This window comes from Pseudomonas sp. RIT-PI-q (assembly GCF_001297125.1).
Classification (GTDB): domain Bacteria; phylum Pseudomonadota; class Gammaproteobacteria; order Pseudomonadales; family Pseudomonadaceae; genus Aquipseudomonas.
This window is the reverse complement of the sequence record NZ_LHPC01000038.1, coordinates 232,823-259,035: the sequence shown is the minus strand read 5'-3', so window position 1 is coordinate 259,035 and position 26,213 is coordinate 232,823. Positions and strand designations below refer to the sequence as shown.

At 59.6% G+C, this 26,213-nt stretch carries 22 protein-coding genes and 1 pseudogene; 10 read left to right on the top strand and 13 right to left on the bottom strand.

The window, feature by feature from the left end; all coding sequences use genetic code 11:
* Positions 1-89: 89 nt before the first annotated feature.
* Together AEQ67_RS20510 and AEQ67_RS20505 are read left to right on the top strand one after the other, a co-directional pair.
* Positions 90-710, top strand: coding sequence for an NADPH-dependent F420 reductase (locus AEQ67_RS20510; RefSeq protein ID WP_059405647.1), 621 nt, complete (start codon positions 90-92; stop codon positions 708-710).
* A 141-nt stretch (positions 711-851) separates the two neighbouring features.
* Entirely contained in the window at positions 852-1,628 is a 777-nt protein-coding gene (locus tag AEQ67_RS20505) for an enoyl-CoA hydratase-related protein (protein WP_059405646.1), read from the top strand.
* A gap of 31 nt (positions 1,629-1,659) precedes the next feature.
* On the opposite strand, the gene AEQ67_RS20500 is transcribed toward AEQ67_RS20505, so the two are convergent.
* Positions 1,660-2,094, bottom strand: coding sequence for a MarR family winged helix-turn-helix transcriptional regulator (locus AEQ67_RS20500; RefSeq protein WP_059405645.1), 435 nt, complete (start codon positions 2,092-2,094; stop codon positions 1,660-1,662).
* Positions 2,095-2,257: 163 nt separating this feature from the next.
* On the opposite strand from AEQ67_RS20500, the gene AEQ67_RS20495 reads away from it, so the two are divergent.
* Positions 2,258-2,950 (top strand): Crp/Fnr family transcriptional regulator, encoded by a 693-nt coding sequence (locus AEQ67_RS20495; RefSeq protein ID WP_059405644.1) that lies wholly within the window; start codon positions 2,258-2,260, stop codon positions 2,948-2,950.
* Between the two features lie 141 nt (positions 2,951-3,091).
* A complete protein-coding gene (locus tag AEQ67_RS20490; protein WP_059405643.1) occupies positions 3,092-4,657 on the top strand; it encodes a long-chain-fatty-acid--CoA ligase in 1,566 nt (521 codons plus the stop codon).
* Positions 4,658-4,683: 26 nt separating this feature from the next.
* Here the strand turns inward: AEQ67_RS20490 and AEQ67_RS20485 are convergent.
* Together AEQ67_RS20485 and AEQ67_RS20480 are read right to left on the bottom strand one after the other, a co-directional pair.
* Positions 4,684-5,775: pseudogene (locus tag AEQ67_RS20485) on the bottom strand (MFS transporter); the annotation flags it as partial.
* A 100-nt stretch (positions 5,776-5,875) separates the two neighbouring features.
* Entirely contained in the window at positions 5,876-6,625 is a 750-nt protein-coding gene (locus tag AEQ67_RS20480; RefSeq protein WP_059405642.1) for an SDR family NAD(P)-dependent oxidoreductase, read from the bottom strand.
* 198 nt (positions 6,626-6,823) lie between these two features.
* Here AEQ67_RS20480 and AEQ67_RS20475 point away from each other — a divergent pair, with 198 nt between their 5' ends.
* The gene (locus AEQ67_RS20475) at positions 6,824-7,738 is read left to right on the top strand and encodes a LysR substrate-binding domain-containing protein (RefSeq protein ID WP_059405641.1); all 915 of its coding nucleotides are present in this window, start codon (positions 6,824-6,826) and stop codon (positions 7,736-7,738) included.
* Between the two features lie 191 nt (positions 7,739-7,929).
* Entirely contained in the window at positions 7,930-9,318 is a 1,389-nt protein-coding gene (locus AEQ67_RS20470) for an MFS transporter (protein WP_059405640.1), read from the top strand.
* Here AEQ67_RS20470 and AEQ67_RS20465 read toward each other — a convergent pair.
* From AEQ67_RS20465 to wecB, 7 genes are all read right to left on the bottom strand, one after another.
* A complete protein-coding gene (locus tag AEQ67_RS20465; RefSeq protein ID WP_236710388.1) occupies positions 9,315-10,097 on the bottom strand; it encodes a hypothetical protein in 783 nt (260 codons plus the stop codon). The genes AEQ67_RS20470 and AEQ67_RS20465 overlap by 4 nt on opposite strands.
* Before the next feature lie 77 nt (positions 10,098-10,174).
* Entirely contained in the window at positions 10,175-11,164 is a 990-nt protein-coding gene (locus tag AEQ67_RS20460; RefSeq protein WP_059405638.1) for an alginate O-acetyltransferase AlgX-related protein, read from the bottom strand.
* Positions 11,161-11,817, bottom strand: a complete 657-nt coding sequence (locus AEQ67_RS20455; RefSeq protein ID WP_059405637.1) for an alginate O-acetyltransferase AlgF — start codon at positions 11,815-11,817, stop codon at positions 11,161-11,163. Before AEQ67_RS20455 ends, AEQ67_RS20460 begins: the two co-directional genes overlap by 4 nt.
* Positions 11,818-11,825: 8 nt before the next feature.
* Positions 11,826-14,369: a bacteriophage N4 adsorption protein A gene (locus AEQ67_RS20450; protein ID WP_059405636.1), complete on the bottom strand. Its 2,544-nt coding sequence runs from the start codon at positions 14,367-14,369 to the stop codon at positions 11,826-11,828.
* A complete protein-coding gene (locus tag AEQ67_RS20445; protein ID WP_059405635.1) occupies positions 14,366-16,480 on the bottom strand; it encodes a glycosyl transferase family protein in 2,115 nt (704 codons plus the stop codon). The genes AEQ67_RS20450 and AEQ67_RS20445 overlap by 4 nt, the downstream gene beginning before the upstream one ends.
* A gap of 12 nt (positions 16,481-16,492) precedes the next feature.
* Positions 16,493-18,706 carry a cellulose biosynthesis cyclic di-GMP-binding regulatory protein BcsB gene (locus AEQ67_RS20440; protein ID WP_059405634.1) on the bottom strand — a complete coding sequence of 738 codons (2,214 nt, stop codon included), beginning with the start codon at positions 18,704-18,706 and terminating at the stop codon, positions 16,493-16,495.
* A gap of 36 nt (positions 18,707-18,742) precedes the next feature.
* Complete coding sequence (gene wecB / locus AEQ67_RS20435) at positions 18,743-19,909, bottom strand: non-hydrolyzing UDP-N-acetylglucosamine 2-epimerase (protein WP_059405686.1); 1,167 nt, start codon at positions 19,907-19,909, stop codon at positions 18,743-18,745.
* 751 nt (positions 19,910-20,660) lie between these two features.
* Between wecB and AEQ67_RS20430 the strand changes: the two genes are divergently transcribed.
* From AEQ67_RS20430 to AEQ67_RS20420, 3 genes are read left to right on the top strand one after another with little or no spacing between them, the layout of a single operon-like run.
* A complete protein-coding gene (locus tag AEQ67_RS20430; RefSeq protein WP_059405633.1) occupies positions 20,661-21,311 on the top strand; it encodes a hypothetical protein in 651 nt (216 codons plus the stop codon).
* Positions 21,311-21,742, top strand: a complete 432-nt coding sequence (locus AEQ67_RS20425; RefSeq protein WP_059405632.1) for a phage holin family protein — start codon at positions 21,311-21,313, stop codon at positions 21,740-21,742. Before AEQ67_RS20430 ends, AEQ67_RS20425 begins: the two co-directional genes overlap by 1 nt.
* Positions 21,739-22,563, top strand: coding sequence for a DUF3618 domain-containing protein (locus AEQ67_RS20420; RefSeq protein ID WP_059405631.1), 825 nt, complete (start codon positions 21,739-21,741; stop codon positions 22,561-22,563). The genes AEQ67_RS20425 and AEQ67_RS20420 overlap by 4 nt, the downstream gene beginning before the upstream one ends.
* Positions 22,564-22,661: 98 nt before the next feature.
* On the opposite strand, the gene AEQ67_RS20415 is transcribed toward AEQ67_RS20420, so the two are convergent.
* Both AEQ67_RS20415 and AEQ67_RS20410 read right to left on the bottom strand, forming a co-directional pair.
* The gene (locus AEQ67_RS20415) at positions 22,662-22,919 is read right to left on the bottom strand and encodes a DUF6555 family protein (protein ID WP_059405630.1); all 258 of its coding nucleotides are present in this window, start codon (positions 22,917-22,919) and stop codon (positions 22,662-22,664) included.
* A 421-nt stretch (positions 22,920-23,340) separates the two neighbouring features.
* Positions 23,341-23,898 carry an ATP-dependent Clp protease proteolytic subunit gene (locus AEQ67_RS20410; protein ID WP_059405629.1) on the bottom strand — a complete coding sequence of 186 codons (558 nt, stop codon included), beginning with the start codon at positions 23,896-23,898 and terminating at the stop codon, positions 23,341-23,343.
* Positions 23,899-24,166: 268 nt separating this feature from the next.
* Between AEQ67_RS20410 and AEQ67_RS20405 the strand changes: the two genes are divergently transcribed.
* Positions 24,167-24,595, top strand: coding sequence for a general stress protein (locus AEQ67_RS20405; protein ID WP_059405628.1), 429 nt, complete (start codon positions 24,167-24,169; stop codon positions 24,593-24,595).
* Between the two features lie 47 nt (positions 24,596-24,642).
* On the opposite strand, the gene pdxR is transcribed toward AEQ67_RS20405, so the two are convergent.
* Positions 24,643-26,142 (bottom strand): MocR-like pyridoxine biosynthesis transcription factor PdxR, encoded by a 1,500-nt coding sequence (pdxR, locus tag AEQ67_RS20400; protein ID WP_059405627.1) that lies wholly within the window; start codon positions 26,140-26,142, stop codon positions 24,643-24,645.
* Positions 26,143-26,213: the final 71 nt, after the last annotated feature.

Sequence of the window (26,213 nt, the reverse complement as noted above, 5' to 3'; positions counted from 1 at the left end):
GATGACGCACGCGACCCGGCACACACGCGATATGACCGTGGGATGCCCGTTGAAGCAACGAAAAAACCTAATTCACGAGGAAACAGCACATGAGCACTATCAGCATTATCGGTTCAGGAGGCATGGCCGCGGCGATCGCCGGTCGTACCGCCAACGCGGGATACACCATTGAGGTGATCAGCCGCGACCCCGCCAAGGCGCAGGCGCTGGCCGACAAGCTCGCAGCCGGAGCGACTACAGGGACGTACGGGGCCATTCCGGCCGGCGACATCGTCATCCTCGCCGTGCCGTACACCGGTGCGGCGTCGGTGGTGGCCGAGTACGGGGACGCGCTCGACGACAAGGTGATCATCGACATCACCAACACGGCCTCTCCGGACCTCACGGGCCTCGTCTCTCCCGCCGGCAGTTCGGGTGCGCAGGAGATCGCCAGGGTCGCCCCCGCCAGCGCGCATGTCGTGAAGGCGGTCAACACGCTCTTCGGCCACGTCCTTGCTAAAGGTGGGCGCCTCGCCGCGTTCATCGCCGCCGACGATCCGCAGGCCAAGGCACGCGTCTCGACGTTTATCGAGAGTCTCGGGCTGCGCCCCTTGGATGTCGGCGGCCTGCACATGGCCCAGACGCTCGAGGCGCTCGGCCTGATGATGATCGGCCTGGCGAAAAACGGCGCCGGCACTTGGGACATCGCCTTGAACGTCGATATCGGCTGAGTCGCCGACACCCGTCAGGGGCCAGTGTTGGCATCGCACAATGCCGCGAGGCAGTGGTACGAGTCCCCATTCTTCACCTGTTTACTTCGCATGCAAACAATTAATATACTTCGCATGCGAACCTAAACTCAGGAGAAGAACATGACCGCAGAAATACGCGTCGACCTGTCCGACGGCATTCTCACCATTACGCTTGCCCGACCGGACAAGAAGAACGCATTGACGAACGAGATGTACAGCACGCTGGCCGACGCCATCGAGCGTGCGGAGCATGACGGGAATGTCCGCGTGGCGCTGATCCAAGGTGATGGGGACATGTTCACTGCAGGAAATGATGTGGGCGAGTTCGCTGCCATTGCGTCGGGAAAGGGCCCCAGCGAAAGCCACGTTCACCGGTTTCTGCATGCTCTGGCCAAAGCGACTGTGCCTATCATTGGCGCGGTTCACGGAAAGGCAGTTGGGGTTGGCGCCACCATGCTGCTGCATTGCGACTACGTGCTACTGACGCAGGATGCAGAACTGATTACGCCATTTATCAATCTGGCTTTGGTGCCCGAAGCGGCATCGAGCTATCTGCTACCGCTGCGCGTAGGTCATGTCAGGGCGTTCGAAATGTTTGCCATGGGCGAACCGCTCAATGCGCAAACTGCTGTTGCCTGGGGCATCGCCAACAAGGTCTGTGCCAATGACGAGTTACGTATCGACGCGCGCCGGATGGCCGAACGCATCGCCGCTAAGCCAGCGGGTTCGCTGGGCGCCATGAAAACGTTAATGCGCCAGGCCGAGATGCTGGTTGCGCAGATGGACAGAGAGAGTGCGCAATTCCAGGAGAGGCTGATAAGTGCGGAAGCCAGGGAGGCTTTTGCGGCCTTTGCCGAAAAGCGCAGGCCGGACTTTTCGAAGGTCGCCCAGCACTAAGCTGTTTCACTCTGGCCAGCCACAGACGAGGCTAGACTTCATTCTCGTCGTCTCCGTGAAACTGAGTCTGCAGGCTGGTCAGCCAGCGCGCCACCACGTCGATCTCCGCTTCGGTGAAACCTTCAGTCAGCCGGGCATTCAGATCTTTCATGCCAGACTTGGAACGCTGACGCGCGGAGCGCCCTGCGTCTGTCAGCCAGAGACGCGAGGCGCGGCCATCGTTCTCGTCGGCACGGCGTTCGATCAAGCCGGCTCTTTCTGTTCGGTCAGCCAGGCCACTCATGCCCGGCGCCCCGAGGTCCAGCGCGGCCGCGGCCTCGCTCATCAGGGCACCGTCATGGGTGCCTAGAAAGAATAGCAACCCGGATTGGGCCGCTGTCACGCCGCCACGGGCCGCGCGGGCCTGTGACCAACGTTGCAGCCTGCGCTGCCCAACGTTCAAGAGATATACGAGGCGATGCTTCATGTTCAGGCCAATAAAGTTTAACGATTTATTTCGCATGTGAATAATATCACAGCACAACTGTCAATTCGTCCGCTCCGATTTTCGCTTGGGTGGTTCCAGTCCGCACTCGCGAAATGTGTAGGGCAACGGGAAGAGAAGGTCGGCAACAGGAGCGAATACAGGAATGATCGGTTTCAATTGGATCGAAGATCTGAGCCCCTTGACTCGCAATGCGCTGCTTGAAAAATCACGCTTACGGAGCTTTCCAGGCGGTACTACCCTTTACCAACAGTGCGACCCCGTCATTGAAGTTTTCCAGATCGTTTCTGGTGAAGTTCGCCAGTGTATTCTCACTGCTGATGGCCAAGAAGTTCTCATCTATATCTACAAACCCGGCGACGTCATAGGCGACAGTTCAATAGGGGATGAGGAGCCGTACTCGGTAACCTTCATTACGCGCGGTGAGTCTGTCTTGAGGGTTTGGACGGCACGAGATTTCAATGCGCTCAGAGCGACGCATCAGGAAGTAGAGAGTGCCGTAGCTGCGCAGACCAGCCGCCGCCTGCGAGGCGCACTGCGGATAGTCGAGGAGCTTCTTACGCAGTCCGTCGCTGCTCGCGTCGCCTCTCGTCTGCTGTGGCTGTCGCAGGTGCAGAGATCATCCAATGATGCTGTGAGCCTGACATTGTCTCAGTCAGATATCGGCTTGATGGTGGGTAGCACTCGGCCCAACGTCAATCGGGTAATGAAAGAGCTTAGAGCGTTGAGTCTGATCGAGACTGACTACGGCAAAGTGATAGTCAGAGACGTGGAAGGACTCCGTCATTACATCAATGATCATAGACGCCGCAGTCGCGATGATTTCGACGATAAATGACGGCTCATCGCGCTGAGTGATAGCAGGAAAAAAACCATAACAATGTCTTCTGAAAGACGTTGCCAGAGCTTAGAGCCTCCTACGATTGGTTTCCAAGGCGCCACCCCATAACAACAGGGCGCTTGTATGGAGACTGCGTCAATGAGTGATTTGACCCTCGCTGAGGTTGCACGTGTGGCTGCCGATAGCCCACCTGATCGTATCGCCATTGTATTCGGCAACAAAAAAACAAGTGCAGGCCAACTGGATCTGCACGCGAATCAAATAGCTAACGGTTTCTGGGACCTGGGTCTCGTCGATCAAGAGCGTGTTGCAATCCTGGACCATGGCAGTGATCACTTCTATGAAATATGGTTGGGTGCAGCACGAACGAATGTAGTTCTAGCACCCTTAAACACCCGTCTGTCGGTCCCAGAAGTTGCTCAGGTATTAGTTGATTGCAAGCCTCGAGTATTGTTTGTTGGCGCCGATTTCGCAGAGTCGATCGCGCAGATAAGAATGCAGCTTCCATTTGTGCAACACATCATCATGATGGGGGATGCTTTTATTGCATGGAGGAACGAGCAATCCACTGTCGCATCACGAGCGACCTTGTCGGCATCGGATGACTGCCTGCAAATTTACACCAGCGGCACAACGGGTGTGCCCAAAGGTGTACAGCTAACTAGCGAGAACATCTTCAAAGCACCGCTCGCCGCACTCGCTACCGAAGAAAGAACACCCTGTCGTGACATCGGGCCCGATGATGTCGTGCTGTTGTGCCTGCCGCATGCGCACGTCGCAGGCTCCATTCTTGGTGTCTTCGGTTTAGCCAGAGGCGCACGCGTGGTTATCACTAAAGATTTTGTACCCTCCGAAATTGTCTCGCTAATTGAACGTGAGCGAGTGACGGTCACTATGATGGTGCCGGTGATGATAAGAGGCCTCATCGCCGCTATTGAACACTCGAAACGTACTTGTGCCAGTTTGAAAACTGTCATCTACGGCGCTGCGCCGATGGCTACCAGTCTGCTCAAGAAGGCCATGGAGATACTTCCCCACAGTGGCTTTAGCCAGATCTACGGTTTAACGGAAACTGCCGGCGGCCTTACATACCTTACCGCCGAGGATCATCGAGCCATTGCGACAGGTAACAGTGATCTGTCTCTGTCCTGTGGTGCTGCCAGTGCCGGCGTGGAAATCCGAATAACTAATGCAGATGGCCAACCCGTTACAACTGGGGAAATTGGCGAAATCATTTGCCGATCATCGTCAGTGATGAAGGGGTACTGGAAACGTACGGAGGAAACCCGAGCAGTTATACGAGATGGCTGGTTTTACACGGGTGATATGGGGTATCTGGATCATCGGGGGTATCTCTATATCTGCGACCGCAAGCGCGACATGATCATTACGGGTGGCGAAAACGTATACCCAGCGGAGGTGGAAAATATTCTCTCCAGCCACCCCGCTATCGAAGACGTCGCCGTTATTGGTGTACCGGATGATCAATGGGGGGAATCTGTAAAAGCAGTTGCTGTGATCAAGCCTGGAGCATTCGTGAGCGCCGATGAACTCATCGCCTACGCACGTAGCAAGATAGCGGGTTTCAAGATCCCTAAATCCGTCGACTTTGTTCAGGTGCTGCCGCGCAATGCTACTGGCAAGGTAATGCGTCGCCTTATAAAAGAGCCCTATTGGGTCGATCAACCTCGTGGAGTCGCATGACATCACTCTGGCTGTAAATCGGTGCGACTGGGCAACATCCAGAACATCGACGTCGCCGACAGAATTCCTGAAGCGGCCAGGCAAAGACTGAGAATGGAAAGCATCACATTCCCCCCCATCATGGCCGCGAGGCTCAGGCCGATGGCCCCGGCGATCATCGGCACAATCAGGTGCCAGCGGCGCTCGCGGTGTTTGTCGCCACTGCGTCCGGCATACAGCATGGCGGCAATCGCGCAGAGGTAGGGCAGGCTGGTCAGCAGGCCGATTTTCATCGGGTCGGACACGCCAGCGTTACGCACCAGGGTCGGCAGCCAGAAGGTGATTGCGTACTGTCCCATCACGACACAGAAGTAGATGGCGGCCAGTAACCAGAGACGACGGTCGCGGATGAATTCACCTACAGAGGCGTGTGTGACTTTCTTCTGCTCATCCTCAGCCAACTCGCGGGTGATCAGCGTTTTTTCGTCGTCGTTGAGCCAGCTGGCTTGATGCACGCCATCCTTGAGATAGCTCAATACCAGCAGTCCAACCACGACGGTGGGCACAGCCTCCAACACGAACATCCATTGCCATCCAGCCCAGCCATGCATGCCGGCAAAGTGGGTCATGATCCAGCCGGAGAGGGGGCCACCGACCATGCCTGACAGCGGAATGGCGATAAACCACAACACGGTCATGCGAGCACGACGGTAGGACGGGAACCAATAGGTCAGGTACAGCAGCAGACCCGGCGCCAGGCCGGCTTCGGCAATCCCGAGCAGAAAGCGCAACGCATAGAATTGCCACGCGGTTTCGACGAAGGCGAACAGGGCAGAGACGATGCCCCAGGTGATCATGATGCGCGCGATCCAGACCCGCGCCCCGACCTTGTGCAGGATGATGTTGCTGGGAACTTCGCAGAGGAAGTAGCCGATGAAGAACATGCCCGCGCCCAGCCCGTAGACCGTCTCGCTGAGCGCCAGATCGTTCATCATTTGCAACTTGGCAAAGCCGACGTTGACGCGATCGAGGTAGGCGCACAGATAGCACAGCATCAGGAACGGCATCAGGCGCCATGCGGTTTTACGGTAGGCGTTGGAGCGCACGGTCGAAACCGCTTCGAGCGACAGGGTAGTCATGATGGTCTGATCTCTTGTTTTTATTGACCGCCAGGCAATCAAGCCTGGCTGTGTCATCGATCCAGAACCGCACGGGCCTTGCAGGCCCGCCCAGGTGTACTCAGTGAATCAGCATGCCGCCGTTCACATCCAGAGTGATGCCGGTCAGGTATGAAGATAGGTCGCTGGCCAGGAACAGCGCCGCATTGGCCACATCCTGCGCCTCGCCCAGACGACCCAGCGGGATGCCGTCGATGATCGCGTGGCGGCGTTCATCCTGCATCAGGCCGCCGGTGATGTCGGTGTGAATCAGGCCGGGGGCGATGGAGTTGACGCGCACCTTGTCCGGTCCCAGTTCCCGTGCCATGGCTTTGGCCAGGCCCAGCACGCCTGCCTTGGCGGCGCTGTAATGAGGACCACCGAAAATGCCGCCGCCGCGTTGAGCGGAAACCGACGACATGCACACGATGCTGCCGCCGGACTGCTGGCGCATGATCGGAATCACCGCCTGGGACATGAGCAAGGTGCCGCGCAGGCTGACGTCCAGCACCTTGTCGTAATCCGAAGGGCGAATGTCCAGAGTCTTGAGGGGTTGAGTGATGCCGGCGTTGTTGACGAGGATGTCGATGCGGCCGAAGCGCTCGATGATTTTCGCGACAGCCTGCTGCACCTGGGATTCGTCGGCGACGTTGGCGGCCAGACCCAGATGGCCTTCGCCCAGGGAGGCAGCGGCATCGCGTGCGGCGGATTCGTCCAGGTCGAGAATCACTACGCTTGCGCCCTGTTGCGCGAAGGTGGTCGCAGTAGCGCGGCCGATGCCACGTGCGGAAGCTGCACCGGTGATGATCGCGACTTTGCCTTGAAGAAGCATGGAAGAGTACCTCTGATTGTTTTTATTGGGTCGATCCGCAAAGAACCGATGACTCAGCTTGTTCTTCAGGGCAACCCTGAGCAATAACGCGAATGTCACTCGATGCTGAAAAAAATTCAGCACTCGCCAAGCAAATGCCCGAATGGTTGAATGGCTAAACGCCCGGCTTATGCCTCCTGCAAGGGAACAACAACAATCATGCGTTCACCCGGTGATGCACCTCCGATACTGCCACCACTGAAAGCCATTCAGGCCTTTGAACAGACCGCACGTTTTGGCAGCGTCGCGCGAGCGGCTGAATTACTTGATCTGACGCCCTCGGCCGTCAGTCACCAGTTGGCCAAACTGGAGGCGATGATTGGTCGACAGCTGTTCCTCAGAACGGCCAGGGGGGTGACATTGACACCGGTAGGTGAGCAATACCTCACTGAGGTTTCCGGCATCCTGCACAGCCTCGCGGTGGCGACCGAACGCGCCACCAGTGATGTCAGCCTCGATTGTCTGCGATTGCATTCATCTCCCAGTTTCGGCTTGTTGTGGCTGATGCCTCGACTGGAGCAGTTTCGTCAGAGCCATCCTGATATTCAGCTCAACCTTTCATGCTCCTACGAATCGCTGCATTTCAGTCGTGACAAGATCGACGTGGATATCCGCCACGGTATGCCCAACTGGCCAAGTTTCGAGGTGCGCACCGTGCGCAATGAAAAAATCGCGGTGATGGCGTCACCCAAACTCCTGGAAAAACGGCCCATCCGTGCCGTTGCGGATTTGTTGGACTGCAACCTGATTCTGTCGGAGGCGACGCTGATAAAGTGGCCACAGTTGTTTGCACAACATGGTCTGTCGCGCCCGGAAAAGCCTTACACACTGAGTTTTGACCGTTCCTACATGACGCTGGAGGCCGCCAGCCACGGGCTTGGATTTGCCTTGGAAAGCACACTGCTTGCGCAGGATTATCTAGCGCGTGGAACGTTGGTCGAGGTAGCGCCGGAGTTGAGTGCGGCAATCACTGCACACCACCTGGTTTTCCCGAGAGCGCATTCAAACTTCCCACGGGTCCGAAGATTCCTGGAGTGGATGCAGAAGGAGTTGGGTCATGACTTCAACTACTAATGCCATTTCATCGCAAGCCAGCTTCTCATCAGGCTGGATGCCGAGTGTCTGCGCCTGGCTGTGGATTCAACCGGTCGATGCAACAGACAGGCTGAATTGTTCTGCGGGTGTTTCGTAGTTTGGTGTTTTCCGAGGGCCGCTTTAACTTGCCGTACACTGCCCGCAATGATGTAGTCGAACAGGAATAACCGATGTCTCAACGCCGCTCGACATGGATTGCGCTGTTGGTAGCCGTCACGTTCTTTATGGAGAACCTCGACGCCACAGTGATCGCTACCGCGTTGCCCGACATGGCCAGGACGTTCGGCGTCGCGGCGGTGGACCTGAACATTGGCATGAGCGCCTACATGCTCGCCGTGGCGGTGTTCATCCCGATCAGCGGCTGGTTGGCTGACCGGTTCGGTTCGCGCCTGGTATTCAGTTCGGCAATCGTGCTGTTCAGTCTGTCTTCATTGATGTGCGGCTTGAGTGACAGTCTGCAAACCTTCGTCGCCGCACGCGTGCTGCAGGGGATCAGCGGAGCGATGATGGTCCCGGTAGGGCGCCTGGCAGTGCTGCGTACCACCGAGAAAAAAGACCTGGTGCGGGCGATTTCATTCATCACCTGGCCCGGTCTGGTGGCGCCGGTACTCGGACCTCCCGTGGGCGGTTTCATCGTCACCCACGCGTCCTGGCCGTGGATTTTCTACCTCAACCTGCCGTTGGGCGCGCTGGCCCTGATTGCCGCGCTGGCCTTGATTCCCAAACGCGACGACGCCAGTCCGAGGGCATTCGATTTCAGTGGTTTTCTGCTGGTCGGCATCGCCAGCGCTGCCTTGCTGTATGGCGTGGAGATGCTCGGGCAAAGCCGCGCCGATTTGCTGCAAGGGCTGGCGCTGAGCGGTGCCGGTGTGGTGCTCGGGTTATTTGCCTGGCGCCATATGCGTCGGCATGCACAACCGTTGTTGGCGCTGGGCGTAACCGGTATTCGCACCTTCAGCGTCTGCCTGTGCGGGGGCTCGATGTTCCGGATCGCGATCAGCACCTTGCCGTTCCTCTTGCCGCTGATGTTTCAACTGGCCTTCGGTCTGTCTGCCTTCGATGCGGGGCTGCTGGTCCTGGCGGTATTTGCCGGCAACCTGGCGATGAAACCGTTCACCACCTGGGTGATGCAGCGTTGGGGATTTCGTCCGGTGCTGATGGTCAACGGCGTCCTGGGCGTACTGGCGATCGCGGCGTGTGCGTTGCTGGATGAGCGCATGAGCCCGGCGCTGATCGTGTTCATCCTCTTCGTCGGCGGCTTGTCACGCTCCATGCAGTTCACCGTGTTCAACACACTGGCCTTTGCCGAAGTCCCCAAGGAGCAGATGAGCGACGCTTCCACCCTGTTCAGCATGTTCTTCCAACTGAGCATGGCAATGGGCGTGGCCATCGGCGCGTTGCTGCTGCGCCTGGCGATGAACATCCATGGCACAACAGGCCAGGCCGAGACGGCCGACTTTCAGCTGACGTTCCTGTGTGTGGCGGTGATTGCAGGCCTCGCCTTGCTGGACAACCTGCGCCTGCCGCCACAGGCGGGTGAGTCGGTGTTGCAGCGTTAGCGAGCCAGTTGCTCCACCAACTCGGGCGTCACGTAGTGCGGTCCGTCGAACAGATAGAGCGGATAACCGCCATAGGCCGCCAATTGTGTCTTCAGCTCGGCGGCCGTCGCGGAGCGGAAGCCGCCACCGAAGTTGGGGCGAAAGGCTTCGACGATGATCCGCACACGGTTTTGCCCCAGACGCTGGCGCAAGGCGTCGGCGTAGGTTCTGGCGACCGGCGCGCTGCGGGCATAAACACCGACGCCGTCCTGGAAGAACACGCCGATGTCATCCGGCAGCCATTGTTTGAGCCATTCGGCGGTGGCGACGGGGCCGATGTTGGCGCCGTCATACACGCTGATCCACAACGGTCGCGGCAGCTTGGCGAGCAGGGCGGGCAGCTCTTTGGCACGGGTCCAGCTCGGGTCGACTTCGGCGGGGGAATACCAGCCGGTGACGTGTAACGGCGTAGGCAGTTTGGCGATGCGTTCCGAGACAGCCGTCAGTTGCTCGATGTTGTCCCGTGAACGGTTCTCGCTGAAATACCCCGCCAACCCAAGGATGACATCCTGCGCCCACGGCGCCTTGGCGATGCGCGCCCAGTCGGGCAGCACCGGCACGCCGGGCAGTCCGGTGCCGGGAATGAACGCCTGATCGTCGACGACCGTCCACTGCACCAGCAACTCACGGGCGCCGAGTTTTTCCCAGTGCCCGTTGATGCCAACGGTCTGGTTGTCCGGCTGCCAGACGATGCCGACAATGTCTGGTGCCACAGCCTGGGTGCGCGTCACGTAGAACAAGGCGGACGCGGCGGCGAGCGTAACGGCAAACAGGAGCGCAGCCACCGTCGCGCGACTGAGGTTGTAGCTGAAGACTTTCACGGCAATGCCTTGTTGATGCGTTGATGCCACTGGCTCAGCGAGGTGACGCCTTTCGCGTTCCAGTTGGCCGCCGCGTCAGGGCCGAGGTGGAACTGGCCCTCATTGAATTGCCAGACGATCACTTGCGGCTTGTGTTGGGCAAAATCCGCAGACTCCAGGGATTGCAGCAGCGTCGCCCACGGGCCGACGTCGCCGGGATTCCAGGTCAGTGCGACGGGACGGTCCAGGGCATTCGACAGCTTCTGGGTAAAGCCAAGGTAAGGCTGGACAAAGCTGTTGCCGATCACCTGGACCGGCGCCGGCGCATCATCGATCAGCAAGTCTTTCTCGGCCTGATGGCGAACGGTGTAGATGTCGCGACCAATCGCCTTGCGCTTGACCGCCGGGAGGAAATTGCTCGCCAGGTCGCCGAACGCGCGTCGGTCGAACCACTGGCCCAGCGCCGCGCCACCGCCCGGATCACCTTGCAGGCGGTAGCGGGTGTTTATCAGCTGCGCCGTGGCGTCGGCAGTGTTTTCCGCGCTCCACGCCGTCCAGTGATAGTCGGCGCGGTAAAACGCAGTCTGGTTGCCTTGCTCGGTCCGTTGCAGGATCGGCTTGATGTTCAACGTGCCGAGGCCTGCGTGGGTCAGATCGTTTTGCAGGTGGTCATAGCGCTGCATCACCGCCGGGCTCAAGGGCTGATCGGCGGGCAGGCGCTGGGCATAAAACGGCGCTTTCATCGGCACCACCAGCACGATCAACCCGATGTGTTCGTGTTCAAGTGCCTGCTGGATCTGTTTGATCAGGACAATGTTGCGGGCCGTGCCGGGATTATCGACCTTGCTCAAGCTTTCCCAGGCCGGGAATAACCAGCCGCCGTCGCCGGTGATCACCGCCGAGGCTGCCTGGACGCCGGTGCCGGACAGGCTCGACAGCAGGCTGGCGATCATCGCGGGCACCGACCATCGACGGAAAAAGCGTTCGGGTTTGTCGTGACGGTTCATGGTGCGCTCTCGTCCACCAGGCCAATCAGGCGCGGCGCCTTGCGCGAGCCGATCAGGAACAGGCTGTAACGATCGCCGGCCTTGAAGGGTGCCAGCTTCAACGGCAGGCTGGAGGTCTCGTTGCAGCTGGCAACCAGCGTCGCCTGCACCGGGTTGATCGTGCGTTGGGCTTGTCCGTGGAATGGCACCTGGCTGAAGACCACGGCGCCGTTGGCCAATTTAATGTCGGCCGACTCGCACCCGCTGCCCAGGTTGTACACGTTGAGCTCGGCGCGCAGGTCTTTGCCGCGTTGTGGCGGGTCGATGACCAGGCGGGGTGCGCGTGCCGGGTCGCTGTCGAGAATCAGCGTGACCCACGCGCTTTTTGGCGCGGTGAGGCCGGTTATCTCGCGACCATTGACGGTCACGCGCAGCGGCTGTCGCGAATCCACCACCTGAAAGGGACTGGCCACTGTTGCTTGGGCGGAAAGGGCAAAAGTCGCGCCTTGGTCGACACGAACCTGCAGGGCGGTGTCGCCGGGATTGACCACCCGCACCCAGGCCGAGCCTTCGGGCAATTTCGGCGCGTACAGTTGGGCGATTTCAGGGGCGGCGTGTGCCGCCCACGTCGGGACCAGGGCAAGACCCAGGCAGCAAAAAACTCGAACGTTCATGCAAATCCTCAATAGGAGTAGGTCAGGCGGCCGAACACGCCTTGAGCGCGATCATCGCCCAGCACCTTCACGCGGTACTGCAGGGAAAAATCCACGTAGGAGCGGGGCGCGTTGTAGGCATCCTCGCGGAACCAGTAGCGGACGTTGTTACCGACACCCACGCCCCCGGCCTTGCCGGATGATGAGTCGGAGTTGCCGTCGGCATCGGTCCCGCTGTTCATTTTGGAGTCGTAGTCGAACGCGGCCACGACATGCGGGAAACTCACCCAGCGCGAGCCTGCACCGCCGATGGCGTAGCTGCGACCCACCTGCCATTCGCTGTTGAAATAGTCCCGCGAGTCGTTGATGTAGTGCCCGGCTTCGGCGAACAGCTGCGAGGTCCACCAGCTGGAAGCATCGACCCGCAGGTCGGTGCCGACGCTGGCGCCATAGCCCAGGCGCACCAGCCAGTCACCGTCGACGTCCGACGATCCCAACGGGAACGTGCGCTCGACCGCTGCCATCACATTCAGCGAGGTGAACGGTTTGACCCGCACGCCGACGGCACCTTGCAGCGCATCGAAACCGGTATCCGCGTCGCCGTTCTTGCTCCACAGCGTGTCAGTCACGCGCCCGTAGAGTTCGACAAAACGGGCGTTGCGATAACCCAAGGGACGCCAGGACAGTTCGGTGCTGTTTTGCAAACTGTCATTGCTGGTGCTGCCACCGCTGGGGGCTGAACTCAGGCCGCTGCTGGAATTGTTGCCGCGATAACTGGTGGTGCTGGTCAAACCCCAGGTACGCGAGACATCCGCCACCGCGCGACGGGTGTCGAACAGCTGCTGCGCGGGCATGTCCAGCTCGCCGGCGTTCTGGGCGTCGATGACGCGCTTGAAGTAGCTGACCGCTTGCTCGTCGTCATTGACCCGCATCGCGTTATACGCCGCGTCCTGCGTCGCCGTCGGCGTGAGCCGGGTCTCGGCATCGGCTTTACGGAAGGAGGCGTGGGCGCCGTCATCATCACCTGCCTGAACCGACAGATAGGCCATTTGCAGGTCGCTCATCGATTCCAGTTCGCCGGTGTCCCGCGCTTGCTGCAAACGCTCGCGTGCCGTTCGGCGTTGGCCGATGGCCGCGTACAGGCTGGCTTCCTCATAAGCGGGCAGGCTGCCCAGTGCCAAGGCCTGGGTGAAATCCTTGCGAGCCCCGGCGTCGTCACCCGTTTGCTGACGCAGACGACCACGCTGGGCCAACAGCCGCGCGTCATCGCCATTGATCTTGAGGCCGTCGCTGGCGGCCGCGATGGCTTCGGGCAGACGTTTCTGCTCACTCAGGGCGCTGACCAACAGACGTCGGTACGCCGGATTTTGCGGTACGCGGTCAATGGCTACCTGCGCCAGGGCAACGGCCGTCTCGGCGTCCTTGCGGCCCAACGCCGCGTAGGCCTGGGTGGCCGTGTCGGTTCCGGCATCGCGCAGGTTGCCCGGCCAGATATCGCAGACCAGGCCGAAGGCACTTTCCTGACAGTTCAAGGCGGGGGCCGGAAACAGGGCGACGGTGTTGAAGCCGTTGTTTTTCTGCCGCAACGCCATTCGCGCGGCAGTCCGTCGGCGAGCCACTTCGCCGCTGTCATCGTCGGCCAGCGGCTGCAAATGATCGAGCGCCTGCTGCGGCTCTCCGTGCGCCAGTGCGGCGTCGGCGGCGAAGAAACCAATGTCGCGGGTTTCCGCTTCCAGCAGGCCATCGATGGCCAGTGCGTGATTCAAATCAGCCTGGGCCAGCCGGGTTTTGCCCTGGCGATCGAGGGCGTAGCTGCGCAAAATCCACGGCGCGATTTCTCCATCGTCCTGTGCCAACGCGGTAGTCGCGGCCTGTTCGGCGGCGGGGTAATCCTTGCCAGCGAGCAGCGCACTGATCAGCAGTTGCTGATTGGCGCTGATTTCGGGCGCCCAGGCGACGGCTTTCCTGGCCTGGTCAACGGCCACGGTCACATTGCCTTGCTCCAGGGCGTGATAACCCTCAACCGCCAACGGCGCCGCCAGTTGCCGACGAATCGCTTCGCGGCGCATCAGCAAGGTATCGTCGTCCGGGAACAGGGCCAGTGCCTGGGTGGTTGCCTGATCCGCTTCTTGCAGGTGTTGTTGACGCTGCAAGGACTCGATCAGCAGCAACCGATGATCCATGCGTTTCGGCGCCTGGGCGATCGCCTTGCGTGCCGCCTGCGCGGCCGCGCCGAAGTCATCGCGATCATAGGCCTTGAATGCCTGGGCCGCGGCGCCGAAGCCTGGGGCCTGGCGTGACTGCGGGTAGCGCTTGGGATGATCACGCAGGTCCTTGTCGCGCTGCGCCAGGGTAATCAATGTGTTCAAGCGGGTGATATCGGCCCGCTGCCGCAACGCTTCGCGGGCCTTGGCGATGGCCAGGTCGTAGTCTTTGCGTTCGTAAGCGCTGTAGGCCTCGTTGGCCGTGACATAGGCCGGGCCGGTCAACGGCAATGGCAGCGTCTGGGCATGCGCAACGGCGGGTAACAGGCTCAGTCCCGTGGCCATGAGGGTCAGGAAGGGACGGTTCATGCCGGAAGCTCCGCAGGGTAGTGGCTGTGCTGACGGGCCACGGCCTTTTCGATGGTGGCGCGGGGCAGCACGCCGCTGTCGACCAGGTAGTCGCCGATGCGGCCGTGATGCTGTGGGCGGTACTGCAACATGGCGCGACTGAACACGTCGCGATCCAGCAGGCCCATTTCGATCAACAGGTCACCCAGCAGCGGCGCTCGTGCGTCCGGCACCGATTGGCCTTCGCGCACGTTCAGTTGACGCAACTGCGCGACGATTTCGCTTTCACGGGCAATCAGCTGGACCGGTTCGCTGCCCAGTTCATCGCTGATCTGTTGCAGACCTTCAGCCGTCAGCGGGCTGGCCACCGCGACTTGCGCCCGGCCGTCGGCATTCAAGCCGAGCGGCACCACACGCCAGCGCAGGGCGAATTCATCGTCCAGGGTCTGGGTGGATTCCTCCGCCATGGCCGCCACATCGAACACGCGCGGCAAGTCGTTCTGGAAGGCGATGGCTTCCGCCAGCGTCTCGTCGTCCAGCCAGCCGTTACTGAGCAATATCCGCCCCAACGGCATGTGCCGAGTTTTTTGTTCGGCGAGGGCGCTTTGCAGGTCGGCGTCGTTGATCGCCTGCCAGGACAACAACACGCTGCCGAGCTTGCGCGGTGCGGCAGCGACGAGGTCGGTGGACGGGAAGTCGTGCATGGTCTTGTCCCACACCAACTTTCTGTTCAGCACCTTTCCGACCAGGAACATGCGCCAGGCCCGTGAGGCGGCCATGAAGTTGACGAAGTTGCCCACCACCATTCGCGGAATGGACAGCAAACCATGCTGCCAGCCGTACAGCACGGTGGTGAAATAGCAGCGGTGCGCGATACGCCAGGCCAGCGCGATACCGTTGGCCAACAGCAAGTATTTGATCACGCCGCCGGTTTCAAACGGCGTCGGGAAACTCACGTCCCACAGGCCACTCTGGCGCAGGATAATCAAGCCCACCAACTGCAGCAGAATCACGTAGGCGAGGATGCTGATGAACGCCGTCACGATGCCTTTGCGGTCACGGAACAGCAGATATCGATTGGCCAGCGAGCCGCTCCAGCCCATTTGCTCCCAGCCTTGCAGGCCGATGCCGAGTGTCCAGCGGGCTTTCTGGCGAAACGCAGTGCGGAAGGTGTCGGGAAAGAATTCGCGCACGCACAACGGCATTTGCAGGGTCGATTCGTAAGGCTTGCGAAACCATGATTTGCGCAACACGCGAAACTGCACCGGGAAACGCACGAAGATCGCGTTCATGCCGACCTTGGCCAGGCGTGCGCCGACGTCGTAGTCCTCGGTGAGGCTGTCAGTGTTGAACGGCTGGTTCTGGGTTTCCCCGGCCAGCACTCGCAGGGCGCGATGGGAGAAACAGGTGCCGACCCCGGCCGACGGCACCGTGTCGGTCATGCTTTCACGCACCACCAGATCCTTGCCATGCCATTCGGCGAATTCGTCCATGTACGTGCCGGCCACCCATTCGTACCAGTTGCGCTCCAGCGAAACCACCGGCAATTGGATCATGTCCTTGCGCGGCAGCAAGTAGTTGAACAGGCGCAATTCCAGTGGGTGCAGCACGTCCTCGCTGTCGTGCAACACGACGCCAGCGAAGGTCATGCCGTGGGTTTTCTCGTGCAGGAAGATGGCCTGGATCACCCAGTTCAGGCAGTCGGCCTTGCAGGTCGGCCCGGCATGCGGGACTTCCACGCGATGCAGCTGCTTGTAGCGCCGACGCATGCGCTCCACCTCATCGATGGTGCGCTGGTCGTTGATGTAGGTGCCGACGAAGACCACATAGTTCTGGTAATCCAGGGTCGACACCATGTTTTCGATCATCGGCGCGATGACGTCATATTCCAGCCAGGCCGGGACCATGATTGCCAGTGGCTGTTCATCCCGGGCCATCAATTGCTCGGCGGTCAGCGGCCGGTAACGGCGATCCGCGGTGAACTTGCGAAACAGCCGGCGAGACCAGTACCACAGGTCAATAAACAGGTCGTCCAGGCTGGAGATCAGAATCAGCACCGCAACCACAATGGTCGAGATCTCCAGGAAGCTGTAGTAGTGGGCCAGCCAATAGGGCCAATAAAGCGACGTCATCGAAGGGTTCCGTTACTGGCGATTGCGACGGGCGTTACGGCCAGCCAGCATCAGGATGAGGACCAACAGAATGCCACCCGGAATCAGCCACAACAGCGACGGCGTGCGCCAGGCGTCCAGGCCCTTGGGTTCTTCGTTGTCGATCAGTTGGCTGCCACTCGGATCCTTGGCATCGAAGGTGGACAGCGTGCCGTTGTCACCGAGGATGGCCACGTCGCCGCGGGTCAGCAGAATCTGCTTGGTGAAGCGCGGCGCATCGTTGCCCAGGGCGCGATAGACCAGGCCGTGCTGGCCGCCGGCATCCACCACTTGCAGCGAGGCCAGGTGGTTGAGGGGATGCACGTCCAGCAGCACTTGATCCTTGTGATTGATGCGCAAGCGACCCTGCTCGTCGACCTGCACCGATTCCTTGCTGTCCTTGATCGGCAACTCGAATGCCAGAAAGGCTTTGTCCGGCGTGACCGAAACTTTCGGATCGGCGCTGACGCTCAAGTGCGCACGCAACGGTGAAACGCCGGCGCCGTCAGCGACCGAAATCACCTGCGGCAAGCTGCTCGCCGGATGCTCGAGGTAGGCCTGTGGCACGAGGATTTGCGTGTCCATGGCAAAGCGCGCGGCCATGCCCGAGAAGTCATCATCCAGCGCGGTTTTTTCCAGCACGATGTGGCTGGTCGGCAGCACCGAGACCGGGAAGGCCTGTGGTGTTTCCAGGCAACGGTCGCTGACCGGCTGACGCTGGAAAGACACGCGCAGCACGTTTTTCGAACCCAGCGCATAACGCGGGATTCGCGCTTCGATGCGTTGCTTCTCACCGTCGGCCACCAGCTGTTGCGCGCCGATCAGGTAATCATTGAGAAACAGCGAGGCGACTGGCGCGGTATCCGAGGCGCCGGGGGCGGCAGACACATCGATCACCGCCTTCACCGGCAAGCGCCCGTCGTAGGCGACGCTGCCCAGCGGGAACGAGGTGCTCCAGTCGGACTTGGCCAGCACGTCGAGGGTGCCGGGGTTGCCGCCCAAGCGCGACAAGGCCACACGGCCATCGGCGCTCAAGGGCATCTGTGCTTCGCTGACCGTCAATTGGCGGCTGCGTGCCAGGGTGTTCCAGGCCGAACTGAACAAGGCCAGCGCCTTGCCGGTCGCTTGCGGCGCGATCATCAGCACCGGGCGTGTGCCCAGCAATGCCAGGCGCACGTTGTCCGTGCCGGCGGCGGCCAGGCCGGCGTTGATATGCCGCTCACGCCATTGCGTGAAGGCGCTGGCTGCCGTTGCGTCCAGGCCTTGAATCTGGCTCTGCAGTGCGTCCAGGGATTGATTGACGGCACTGAGCAGTTGCGGATCGTTGATGGCCAGGTCCGCCTGAACGTTCGGCGTCTGTCCCAACATCAACAGCGCGCCGATTTCCGCCGGGTTCGCCAGCACGTGCGGGCCTTTGCCGTTGAGGCTGGCGAAGGCTGGAATCATTTGCAGTTCAGCCGGAATGCGCAGACCGATCAGGTCAACGCTGTCTTGTACGGCGGGGAAGGGCAGGATGCGGCTGTGCTTGCCAATCCGCTCCAGTGCCACACCCAGGCGCCAGGCGGCGTCGTAGCTTTCGGCGGACAAGGTGCCCGGCGCGACCATGATGCCCGGCTTGCCGGGTAATGCCGTCCAGGCAGCACCGACGTCCTGCAACTGGTTGGCGTCATAGCTGTAAGTGAGGCGGGTGTCCGGCTCGATGCGCAATACGTTGCCGATGGCGCGTTCGTCTTCGCACAGCACACGGGACACGATGGATGACCAGGCAACGCCGAGGCGCAACGAGCCGTTTTCTCGTGCTTTCTTATCCACGCCGAGCGTGACGCTGGCGTCGCCCTGGGCTTCGCTGAGCCCTTCCGCACGCACCGGATAACCGTCCAGCGACAACAGCAGCGTGTTGCGGCCGCCTTCGCCATTCAGGTAGCTGGCGTCGAAATTCAGGGTCGCATCCGTCAGCGGCACACCGGCCGGCACGGGCAGGTACAGTTCGCGTCGGGCATCGGTGGAACCGAGGATGATCGGGGCGTCGATCCCCAGATCGCTCAAGCGGATTTCACGCTCCTGGCGCGTATCGGCGTTGAGCCGGTTGATCGCCTGGGTGAGCGGGCTGTCCGCGGCCAGGGCAAAAGTCGGCATGAGCGCGAGCAGGCTCACGCCACAGGCAAGGGCGCTGAGCGCACCCGTATGGATGGCAACGGAAGACTTCATTCAGGCAGATCTCGAGCTGATAAGGGGAGGAGCGGTTCAGGTGAAAGCCGGGTGATTTTTTTCGGGCACACGCGCCCCTGACGGTTGGTGCAGGAACTTGGGTAACGGCATCTGTGCCACGACAAAATCATCGACCGCACGCCCCATCAGGGCGTCGACGATGCGTGCACTGGCCTTGCCGTCGCCATAAGGGTTGGCCGCTTGGGAGCAGCGACGCCACAGCAGTTCGTCATCGAACAGCGCGTTGACGCCCGCGATAATCGAGTGCGGCGACGTGCCGACCAAACGCACCGTGCCCGCAGCGACCGCTTCGGGGCGCTCGGTCACGTCACGCATGACGAGCACGGGTTTGCCCAGGGACGGTGCTTCTTCCTGCACGCCACCGGAGTCGGTGAGGATCACATGCGCCCGTTGCATCAGGCGCACGAACGCCAGGTAGTCCAGTGGCTTGATCAGGTGCACGTTGGGCAGGTCGCCCAGGTGCTCGGTGACCGGACCCATGACATTCGGGTTCAAATGCACCGGGTAGACGATCTGGATGTCAGCCCGCCGGGCCAAATGGCTCAGCGCCTTGCAGATATCAAGGAAGCCTTCGCCGAAGTTTTCCCGACGGTGCCCGGTCACCAGCAGCACCTTGCGGCCGGGTTGCAGGAACAGGAATTGCTCGTCCAGGCTCGCACGCAACCCGGCGTCCTGCTCAATGCGTCGCGCCGTTATCTGCAACGCGTCGATCACCGTATTGCCGGTCACGAAGGACCGACCTTGAAGACGCTCGTCGAGCAGGTTGTTGCGCGATTCGTGGGTCGGCGCAAAGAGCATGTCCGCGCCCAGATCGATGCAGCGTCGGTTCATTTCTTCCGGCCACGGGCTATAGATATCACCGGTTCGCAACCCGGCTTCGACATGGCCGACCGGGATCCGTCGGTGAAACGCCGCCATCGCGGCGACCATCGCCGAGGTCGTGTCGCCGTGCACCAGCACCCGGTCCGGCCGGGTCTGTTCCAGCACCGGATCAATCGCCGCGTAAAGCGCCGCCGTCAGCGAGTTGAGCGTCTGGTGGGGCGTCATGACATCGAGGGTGAAATCAGCCTTGAGGTCGAACAGGTCCAGCACCTGTTTAAGCATGCTTTGATGTTGGCCGGTGACGCAAATCAGCGAATGAATGCCGGGTTCCGCCGCGAGGGCCTTGACCAACGGTGCCATCTTGATGGCTTCCGGACGGGTACCGAAGATCGAAAGGATCTTCATCCTTGAATGAGGGTGAACGATGATGTCTTCCTTGCGCATTCAGTGCGCAGCACAACAGCGGGCTCAAGTTTTATTGAAACTTGAACTCGCTAGCGTTAGTTGGAGTTAATAGAAACCGGGTAATCAGAGAGAGCGGACAGTCACTTGTGTTGGGTGGTGCATCATCTGGAATCTCGCATCCGGCCGGGATTATTAGCATCGAATGCGCCTATTTCAAAGCGCTATATGCGTTTTTTATTTAGCTGATTAAGTTTGAAACTTTTGTATTTGGCGTGGGTCTTTTCTAGTTTTCGATATTTTCTTAAGGGTTGTTATAATTGTTATTTAAGTGGTTAAGGCAGTGATTTAATTGTTATTTTTATCGTCTTGCCCGTTTGTCGGGACATCGGAATTATTCACTGTTTATCTGGGTCGCTCAGTATTGTTTTAATGGCGCCAGTTTGCCGGAATTGTCACCGTTGTGCCAGTCACTTAAATGGCGCCTTTATATTGTCGCTATCAAGTAATAAGTTATTTTGACGGTGAGTGAAATCGAAAAACTAACATTCGGTTGCCGATTCACTGTTGCCGACATGACTTGCCAGCGCATCGCTCATCATTTCATTGGAACTCCCATAATCCTGCTCCGTCATCTGGAATGAGGGGGGCTACGGGCATTTCGTGGCGAACCCGATAACGCTTTTTTATCCAGAGGGCGAGGGCAGTCATGAATACTTCAGACACCAGAACGGACGGTCAGACTGACCAGAACGGCTCCGGAAGACCGGAGCAGGATTTTCAACATTTGAAGGAGAACGTAACAGAGACGCTTGGCAGTGCGAGACAGCAGGCCGACGCCCAGTTTGGGCAATACCGTGACACCGCAGCCGACCAGATCGAGGCGCTGGCGCAGGGGGCGAAATCCTTCGTTTCCGAGATTGAAAGCAAAGACACGCTCGGTATGTCCGACTACCTGTCAGACATGGCGGAGTCCATGAGTGGCCTGGCGGGCAACCTGCGTGGAAAGAGTGCCGAGCAGCTGCTTCACGACGCGGCGGATCTGGCGCGGAACAACCCCGCACTTTTCATTGCCGGCAGTGTGGCGCTGGGTTTTGGCCTGTCGCGATTCCTGAAAGCCGGCAGCGCCCCCGCGGCGACATTCCCCGATGCCGGCGACTCGGCAGCAGGCAACTCAATGCCGCCGCCAGGCGGTTATGGCGCCCAACGTCCTTATGAAACGTCCGTTGCATCGCGCACCGATCCAGGCGCCGGCCTGGCCACGGGCATCACGCCGGCATCGCCCAATGAACACGACCATCCTTCGGACTTCGCAACGACCTCCGCACCTGGCTCGACAGCCTTCAAAGGAGCACTGTGATGAACAGAGAAGATGCAGATTTTCCCGGCACCAGACCGGTGTCCGCCACTGAACATGACGCGTCAGTTGTCGGTTTGTTACGCCAGCTATCGCGCGAAGTGCCCGCGCTGTTCACCAAGGAACTGGCCTTGGCCAAAGCCGAGCTTCAAGCCAGCCTGACGACGCTCAAGGCCGGCCTGGCCGCAGTTGCGGGCGGTGCGATTGTGCTGCTGGCAGGCTTCATCATCTTGTTGATGTCGGCCGTCTACGGACTGAGCCTGGTGATGGCGCCCTGGTTGGCGGCGCTGATTGTAGGTGTCGTGGTGATGATCATCGGGTTCGCCATGTTGCAGTCAGGGAAAAAGCAATTCGAGCCGTCTAACTTCAAGCCAGATCGCACACTGGACGCTTTGAATAAAGACCAGGAAGCGCTGCGGAGGAAAGTCTCATGAACCGTGAATTTGAACTTGAATCACAAAAAAGTCCTGAAACCATTGAGCGTGAAATCGATGCGCAGCGGGCCAGCATTGGCAACATCGTCGATGCGCTGGAAAGCAAATTCACCCCGGGTCAGATGTTCGATCAGGCGCTGGGCATGATGCAGAGCAATGGCACGATGTTCCTGAGCAACCTGGGCACCAGCGTGCGTAACAACCCTGTGCCTGCCGTGCTGACATCGGTCGGGTTGCTGTGGTTGATGATGAGTCAGAATCGTCCGCCGACTCCACGCCCGGTTTATCCCACAGGCCCCGATCAGGGCAAGGTTGGCGAATGGGCCGAGGGCCTCGCGGATGGCATCGACAGTGCGCGTGAGCATTTGCATCAAACCACTGACTCGCTCAAGGAGGGATATCAGGCCGTCAAAGGCAAGGCTGCCAACCTGACGGATAACCTGAGTGCCGCCACCGATAACATCAGCCACGCTGTGCATGACGCCAGTGAACGGTTAGTGCGCAGCACCCACGTGAATACTGATCAATTCAGCCATTTGCTCAAGGAACAACCCTTGATGGTTGCCGCTGCGGGCATCGCCTTGGGCGCCATGCTGGGGGCGGCATTGCCGTCGACGGCGACCGAGCAACGTTACCTTGGCAAGACCAGCGCGGGCCTGACCGACAAGGTCAAACAACAGGCACGGGAGGGCTTTGAGGCAGTGCGCGATACGGTGACAAAGACCACTGATCATTCGGACTTGGACGTCAAACCGGATGGCGAGCGTCGACCAGCCTCCGATTCACCAGCCGACTTATCACGTGGATTAGGCACTTCGTAAAAGGCTGAATGAAAGACGGGAGGTCGCCATTGACCTCCCGTTTTTTTAACTGTTTCTCGATACCGCGTTGGGCTGAACACGGATTTCGTATTGACCGTTCATGAAGACGAAACCTCCGTCCAAACCAGCATGGCAGACTCGCGCCATTTCACCTCCGTGACCCCGTACCTCTCGGCTTGAGGTTTGGAGACGACTTTGAGCGGCGGCTTCCCCGGTTTTGGAATAGGCGCTAATCCGGCATCACAACTCGCCCAGTGCCAGGCATCTGCATTGCTCATTGCCTTTGCCCGGATGATGAAAGACTTCGGCTCGCCATGGAGTTTGTACTCGATGACGAAGAGATCAGTGCGGTTCATGAGACCCCCTCCTTTTGCTCATAGACAAAGGAGTGAGCGCGTCAAAAAAAATTCAAAGTGTTTAGCCGACCCTCTGAAGCGTTTGAATCGGGTGTTTTTTTTGTTCGGTTTTGCACCTCTTGTTGGCGCTCGTGAACCTGCGTCGAATCCTGTTGACCCAGCAGAAAAGCTTTGCGCGGCGGAGCGGATGTGCCTGCCGCTCTGACGCAAGTCGTGGATCAACTGCTGATCGAAACGGCGCAAGAGCCCTGTCATTCAGCCGCAACCCCAATCCTGTAGCAGCTGGCGAAGCCTGCGTTCGGCTGCGAAGCAGTCGTAAACCCTGCGCACACGGTATTCCTGATACACCGCGTCGGCTGACTTTACGACAGCTGCGCAGCCGGACGCAGGCTTCGCCAGCTGCTACAGGGGTGTGGGAGGTTCATCCACCACTGACTTTCCAGTGTTTGACGTCATCAGCGAAGACCATTTGCTGCATCTCATGAGCGATGCCATAGGCCAGGGATTCGTGGGCGGCGATGACTTTCTCTTCCGCTGACAGGCAATGGAAAATATCCAGTTTGGTCTCTGCCTCAGCGGTTTCGAGGGTGAAAATCTGTACATAGCGCGCGAGGTCGTTGTCGAGGCTCGACAGGTACTCGCGCAAGCGTTGATGGTCGACCGATTTTTGACTGAAATACCAGTTCATCGGGTGAATCAAAAAGCGCGCGTGAGGCGAGGTGATGCGCCGGCTTGCGGCCAAAAACATGATGATGCCCATCGACTCGATGTTGCCCGCATTAATCGCGCACAGCGGCACCGGCAATGACTTCAGGAAGGTGTAGAGCGTAAAGCCGAAATTGGTGCTGCCACCACACGTCGACAGATTCAACAGCAGCGACGTAGCCCCTTGATCGATGGCTTCAAGACAGCAATCCCTGAAACGCTCGGTCGTTCCCTGATCGATCTGGCAGTGAAAATGGACGATGTGTTCGGTCATTGACTGACCTCCCATTGCACGATGCACGCAGGATTCCAACGCCTTTATAGCCTAGTGAAAATCTGAACTCTTTTGAAAAATAATCCAATCGCAGGGTGATCGACGGTGACTCAGCCGTCAGTCGCTCAGGCCTGATTTTGCGGGAACTATCTTGCCCATTCCGCCCGTCCTGAAAGGGGCATTTGCGTTCAAACTTTCGATTTTTCATGACCTCGTAATTGTAGGCGAGCAATGCGCTCGTCCCTGAGAAAGAACGAGGTGAACAAAAATGGCTAACACCGGAAACAACAACCCCGGAGGCTTTGACAAAGACCGGGAAAAGGCCTCGCAAGCCGGCAAGAAAGGCGGGGAGTCATCAGGCGGCAATTTTGCCAACGACCCACAACGGGCGTCTGAAGCGGGCCAAAAAGGTGGCATGGCTTCAGGCGGACAGCAGTCAAAAGACGCTGATCGTATGTCTGGCGGCGGTCAGGGCGCAGGACGCGGAGGCAGCTTTACCGATGACAGCGACAAAACCTCGCAGTCAGGCCAGAAAGGCGGCCAGGCTTCGGGCGGTCGGCAATCCACCGATGCGGATCAGTCGACCAGCGGCGGCCAGGGAAGTGGTCGCGGCGGTAACTTGGCCGACAAAGATAAAATGTCTGATGCAGGGCGCAAAGGAGGTGACCAAGGCCCTGATGGCGGACGTAAGTCCTGATGCCGTGTGATTCACATCAAGCCCCGTGTTGTTTTCGGGGCTTGATTTTATGCGCTCAGCGCGGCTCGATAAGCCTCGGCCATTTTCTTGACCGCAGGTTCGATGTCATTGGTCCTGACCCCTCCATATCCCAGGACGTAGCCTTTCATTGAATGCGGCAGCTGGTGATAGAGACCGATGTCGCGCAGATACACGCCTCTCGCTCTGGCTTCTACGGTCATTCTTGAGAGATCGATGTCCGCAGTGAACTGTATTGTCAGGTGCAGTCCGGTGTTGCCGGTCGACACCGTGATGGTGTCACCGAAGTGTTCGTTCAGCGCACGTTTCAGTTCGCGCTGACGCTCAGCATAAATGCCGCGCATTCTTCTGATATGCGTCGCGAAATAGCCTTCGCCGATGAAGTCGGCCATGGCGGCCTGAAGGCCAAGCTGGCCTGGACGATAAAGCTGGGTCAGCCCGCTGGCGAAGGCGTCGGCGAGTGCTTCGGGTACAACCAGATAGCTCATTCGCAATCCTGGATACATCACCTTGCTGAAGGTGCCCAGGTAGATGACCCGTTCATGTTCATCCAGTCCCTGGAGTGAGGGAAGGGGGCTGGAGTCATAGCGGAACTCGCTGTCGTAGTCGTCTTCAATGATCCAGAAGTTGTATTCCCTGGCCAGTTCAATCAACAGCCGCCGGCGGTGCAAGCCCATCGAGCCACCCATCGGGTATTGGTGGGACGGTGTGGTGAAGAGCAGTTTCGGTAAATCCTCAGGCCTGGTTTTCTGAAACGGAAAATGCTGAGCGGCAATTCCTTCCTCATCAATCGGCACCGGTACGACTCTCAGGCTGGCCGCTTTCCAGATCAGCGCCGTGCTCCAGTTGCAGGGCTCCTCGATCAATGCGACGTCGCCCGAATCGGCCAGCATGTGCGCGCACAAATCCAGAGACTGATTCGTGCCCATGGTGATCAGAATCTGGTGCGGGCTGCACTTCACCGAACGAGAAATCTGCAAGTACTCCGCCAGGGCCTTTCGCAAGGGCAGATAACCCCCATCGCTGCTGTAGCCGGTCAGTGCCGAGAAGGGTTTCTTGGCGTAGCGATTCTGCATGCGTTGCCAGATATGGAAGGGAAAGTTCGTGGTGTCGGCAACACCCGGCACGAACGCGCCTTCATGCTCCGTTGCCCCGTGAGTTCCACCGACCAATTCGACTGCCCTGCGTGACAGGCCTGGTCTGTCGGCAGATTCCGACGGCTCGATGTCTACCTGTGCCCGGTTGAGCGCCGGGTGAATATTGGCGACGAAACTGCCGCTGCCATGACTGCTGACGATGTATCCCTCCGCGCCCAGTTTGTCGTAGGCCAGGGTCACGGTCATGCGCGACACCTTCAACTCTTTGGCCAGCGCGCGGGTGGCCGGCAGGCGGTGACCCGGGGCCAGCCGCGCGTCAAGGATCGCTTGTTGCACCACTTTGTAGATTTGCCGTTGCAGCGATATTCCGCTGCTTTCCTTCAGCGTCGCGAGAATCAGGTCGGACAGTAGATTGGGGTCGAAAGTGGACATAACAACTCGTTCCGATTGGACATAGGTGCTAAGTCCATATTGTCATAGTTTGTCTGTAACGAGGAGCGCAG

Bases quoted from the DNA above. Each gene is read 5' to 3' on its own strand.
- AEQ67_RS20510 (WP_059405647.1), top strand. From the start codon at position 90: ATGAGCACTATCAGCATTATCGGTTCAGGAGGCATGGCCGCGGCGATC.
- AEQ67_RS20505 (WP_059405646.1), top strand. From the start codon at position 852: ATGACCGCAGAAATACGCGTCGACCTGTCCGACGGCATTCTCACCATT.
- AEQ67_RS20500 (WP_059405645.1), bottom strand. From the start codon at position 2,094: ATGAAGCATCGCCTCGTATATCTCTTGAACGTTGGGCAGCGCAGGCTG.
- AEQ67_RS20495 (WP_059405644.1), top strand. From the start codon at position 2,258: ATGATCGGTTTCAATTGGATCGAAGATCTGAGCCCCTTGACTCGCAAT.
- AEQ67_RS20490 (WP_059405643.1), top strand. From the start codon at position 3,092: ATGAGTGATTTGACCCTCGCTGAGGTTGCACGTGTGGCTGCCGATAGC.
- AEQ67_RS20480 (WP_059405642.1), bottom strand. From the start codon at position 6,625: ATGCTTCTTCAAGGCAAAGTCGCGATCATCACCGGTGCAGCTTCCGCA.
- AEQ67_RS20475 (WP_059405641.1), top strand. From the start codon at position 6,824: ATGCGTTCACCCGGTGATGCACCTCCGATACTGCCACCACTGAAAGCC.
- AEQ67_RS20470 (WP_059405640.1), top strand. From the start codon at position 7,930: ATGTCTCAACGCCGCTCGACATGGATTGCGCTGTTGGTAGCCGTCACG.
- AEQ67_RS20460 (WP_059405638.1), bottom strand. From the start codon at position 11,164: ATGAACCGTCACGACAAACCCGAACGCTTTTTCCGTCGATGGTCGGTG.
- AEQ67_RS20455 (WP_059405637.1), bottom strand. From the start codon at position 11,817: ATGAACGTTCGAGTTTTTTGCTGCCTGGGTCTTGCCCTGGTCCCGACG.
- AEQ67_RS20450 (WP_059405636.1), bottom strand. From the start codon at position 14,369: ATGAACCGTCCCTTCCTGACCCTCATGGCCACGGGACTGAGCCTGTTA.
- AEQ67_RS20445 (WP_059405635.1), bottom strand. From the start codon at position 16,480: ATGACGTCGCTTTATTGGCCCTATTGGCTGGCCCACTACTACAGCTTC.
- AEQ67_RS20440 (WP_059405634.1), bottom strand. From the start codon at position 18,706: ATGAAGTCTTCCGTTGCCATCCATACGGGTGCGCTCAGCGCCCTTGCC.
- wecB (WP_059405686.1), bottom strand. From the start codon at position 19,909: ATGGCACCGTTGGTCAAGGCCCTCGCGGCGGAACCCGGCATTCATTCG.
- AEQ67_RS20430 (WP_059405633.1), top strand. From the start codon at position 20,661: ATGAATACTTCAGACACCAGAACGGACGGTCAGACTGACCAGAACGGC.
- AEQ67_RS20425 (WP_059405632.1), top strand. From the start codon at position 21,311: ATGAACAGAGAAGATGCAGATTTTCCCGGCACCAGACCGGTGTCCGCC.
- AEQ67_RS20420 (WP_059405631.1), top strand. From the start codon at position 21,739: ATGAACCGTGAATTTGAACTTGAATCACAAAAAAGTCCTGAAACCATT.
- AEQ67_RS20415 (WP_059405630.1), bottom strand. From the start codon at position 22,919: ATGAACCGCACTGATCTCTTCGTCATCGAGTACAAACTCCATGGCGAG.
- AEQ67_RS20410 (WP_059405629.1), bottom strand. From the start codon at position 23,898: ATGACCGAACACATCGTCCATTTTCACTGCCAGATCGATCAGGGAACG.
- AEQ67_RS20405 (WP_059405628.1), top strand. From the start codon at position 24,167: ATGGCTAACACCGGAAACAACAACCCCGGAGGCTTTGACAAAGACCGG.
- pdxR (WP_059405627.1), bottom strand. From the start codon at position 26,142: ATGTCCACTTTCGACCCCAATCTACTGTCCGACCTGATTCTCGCGACG.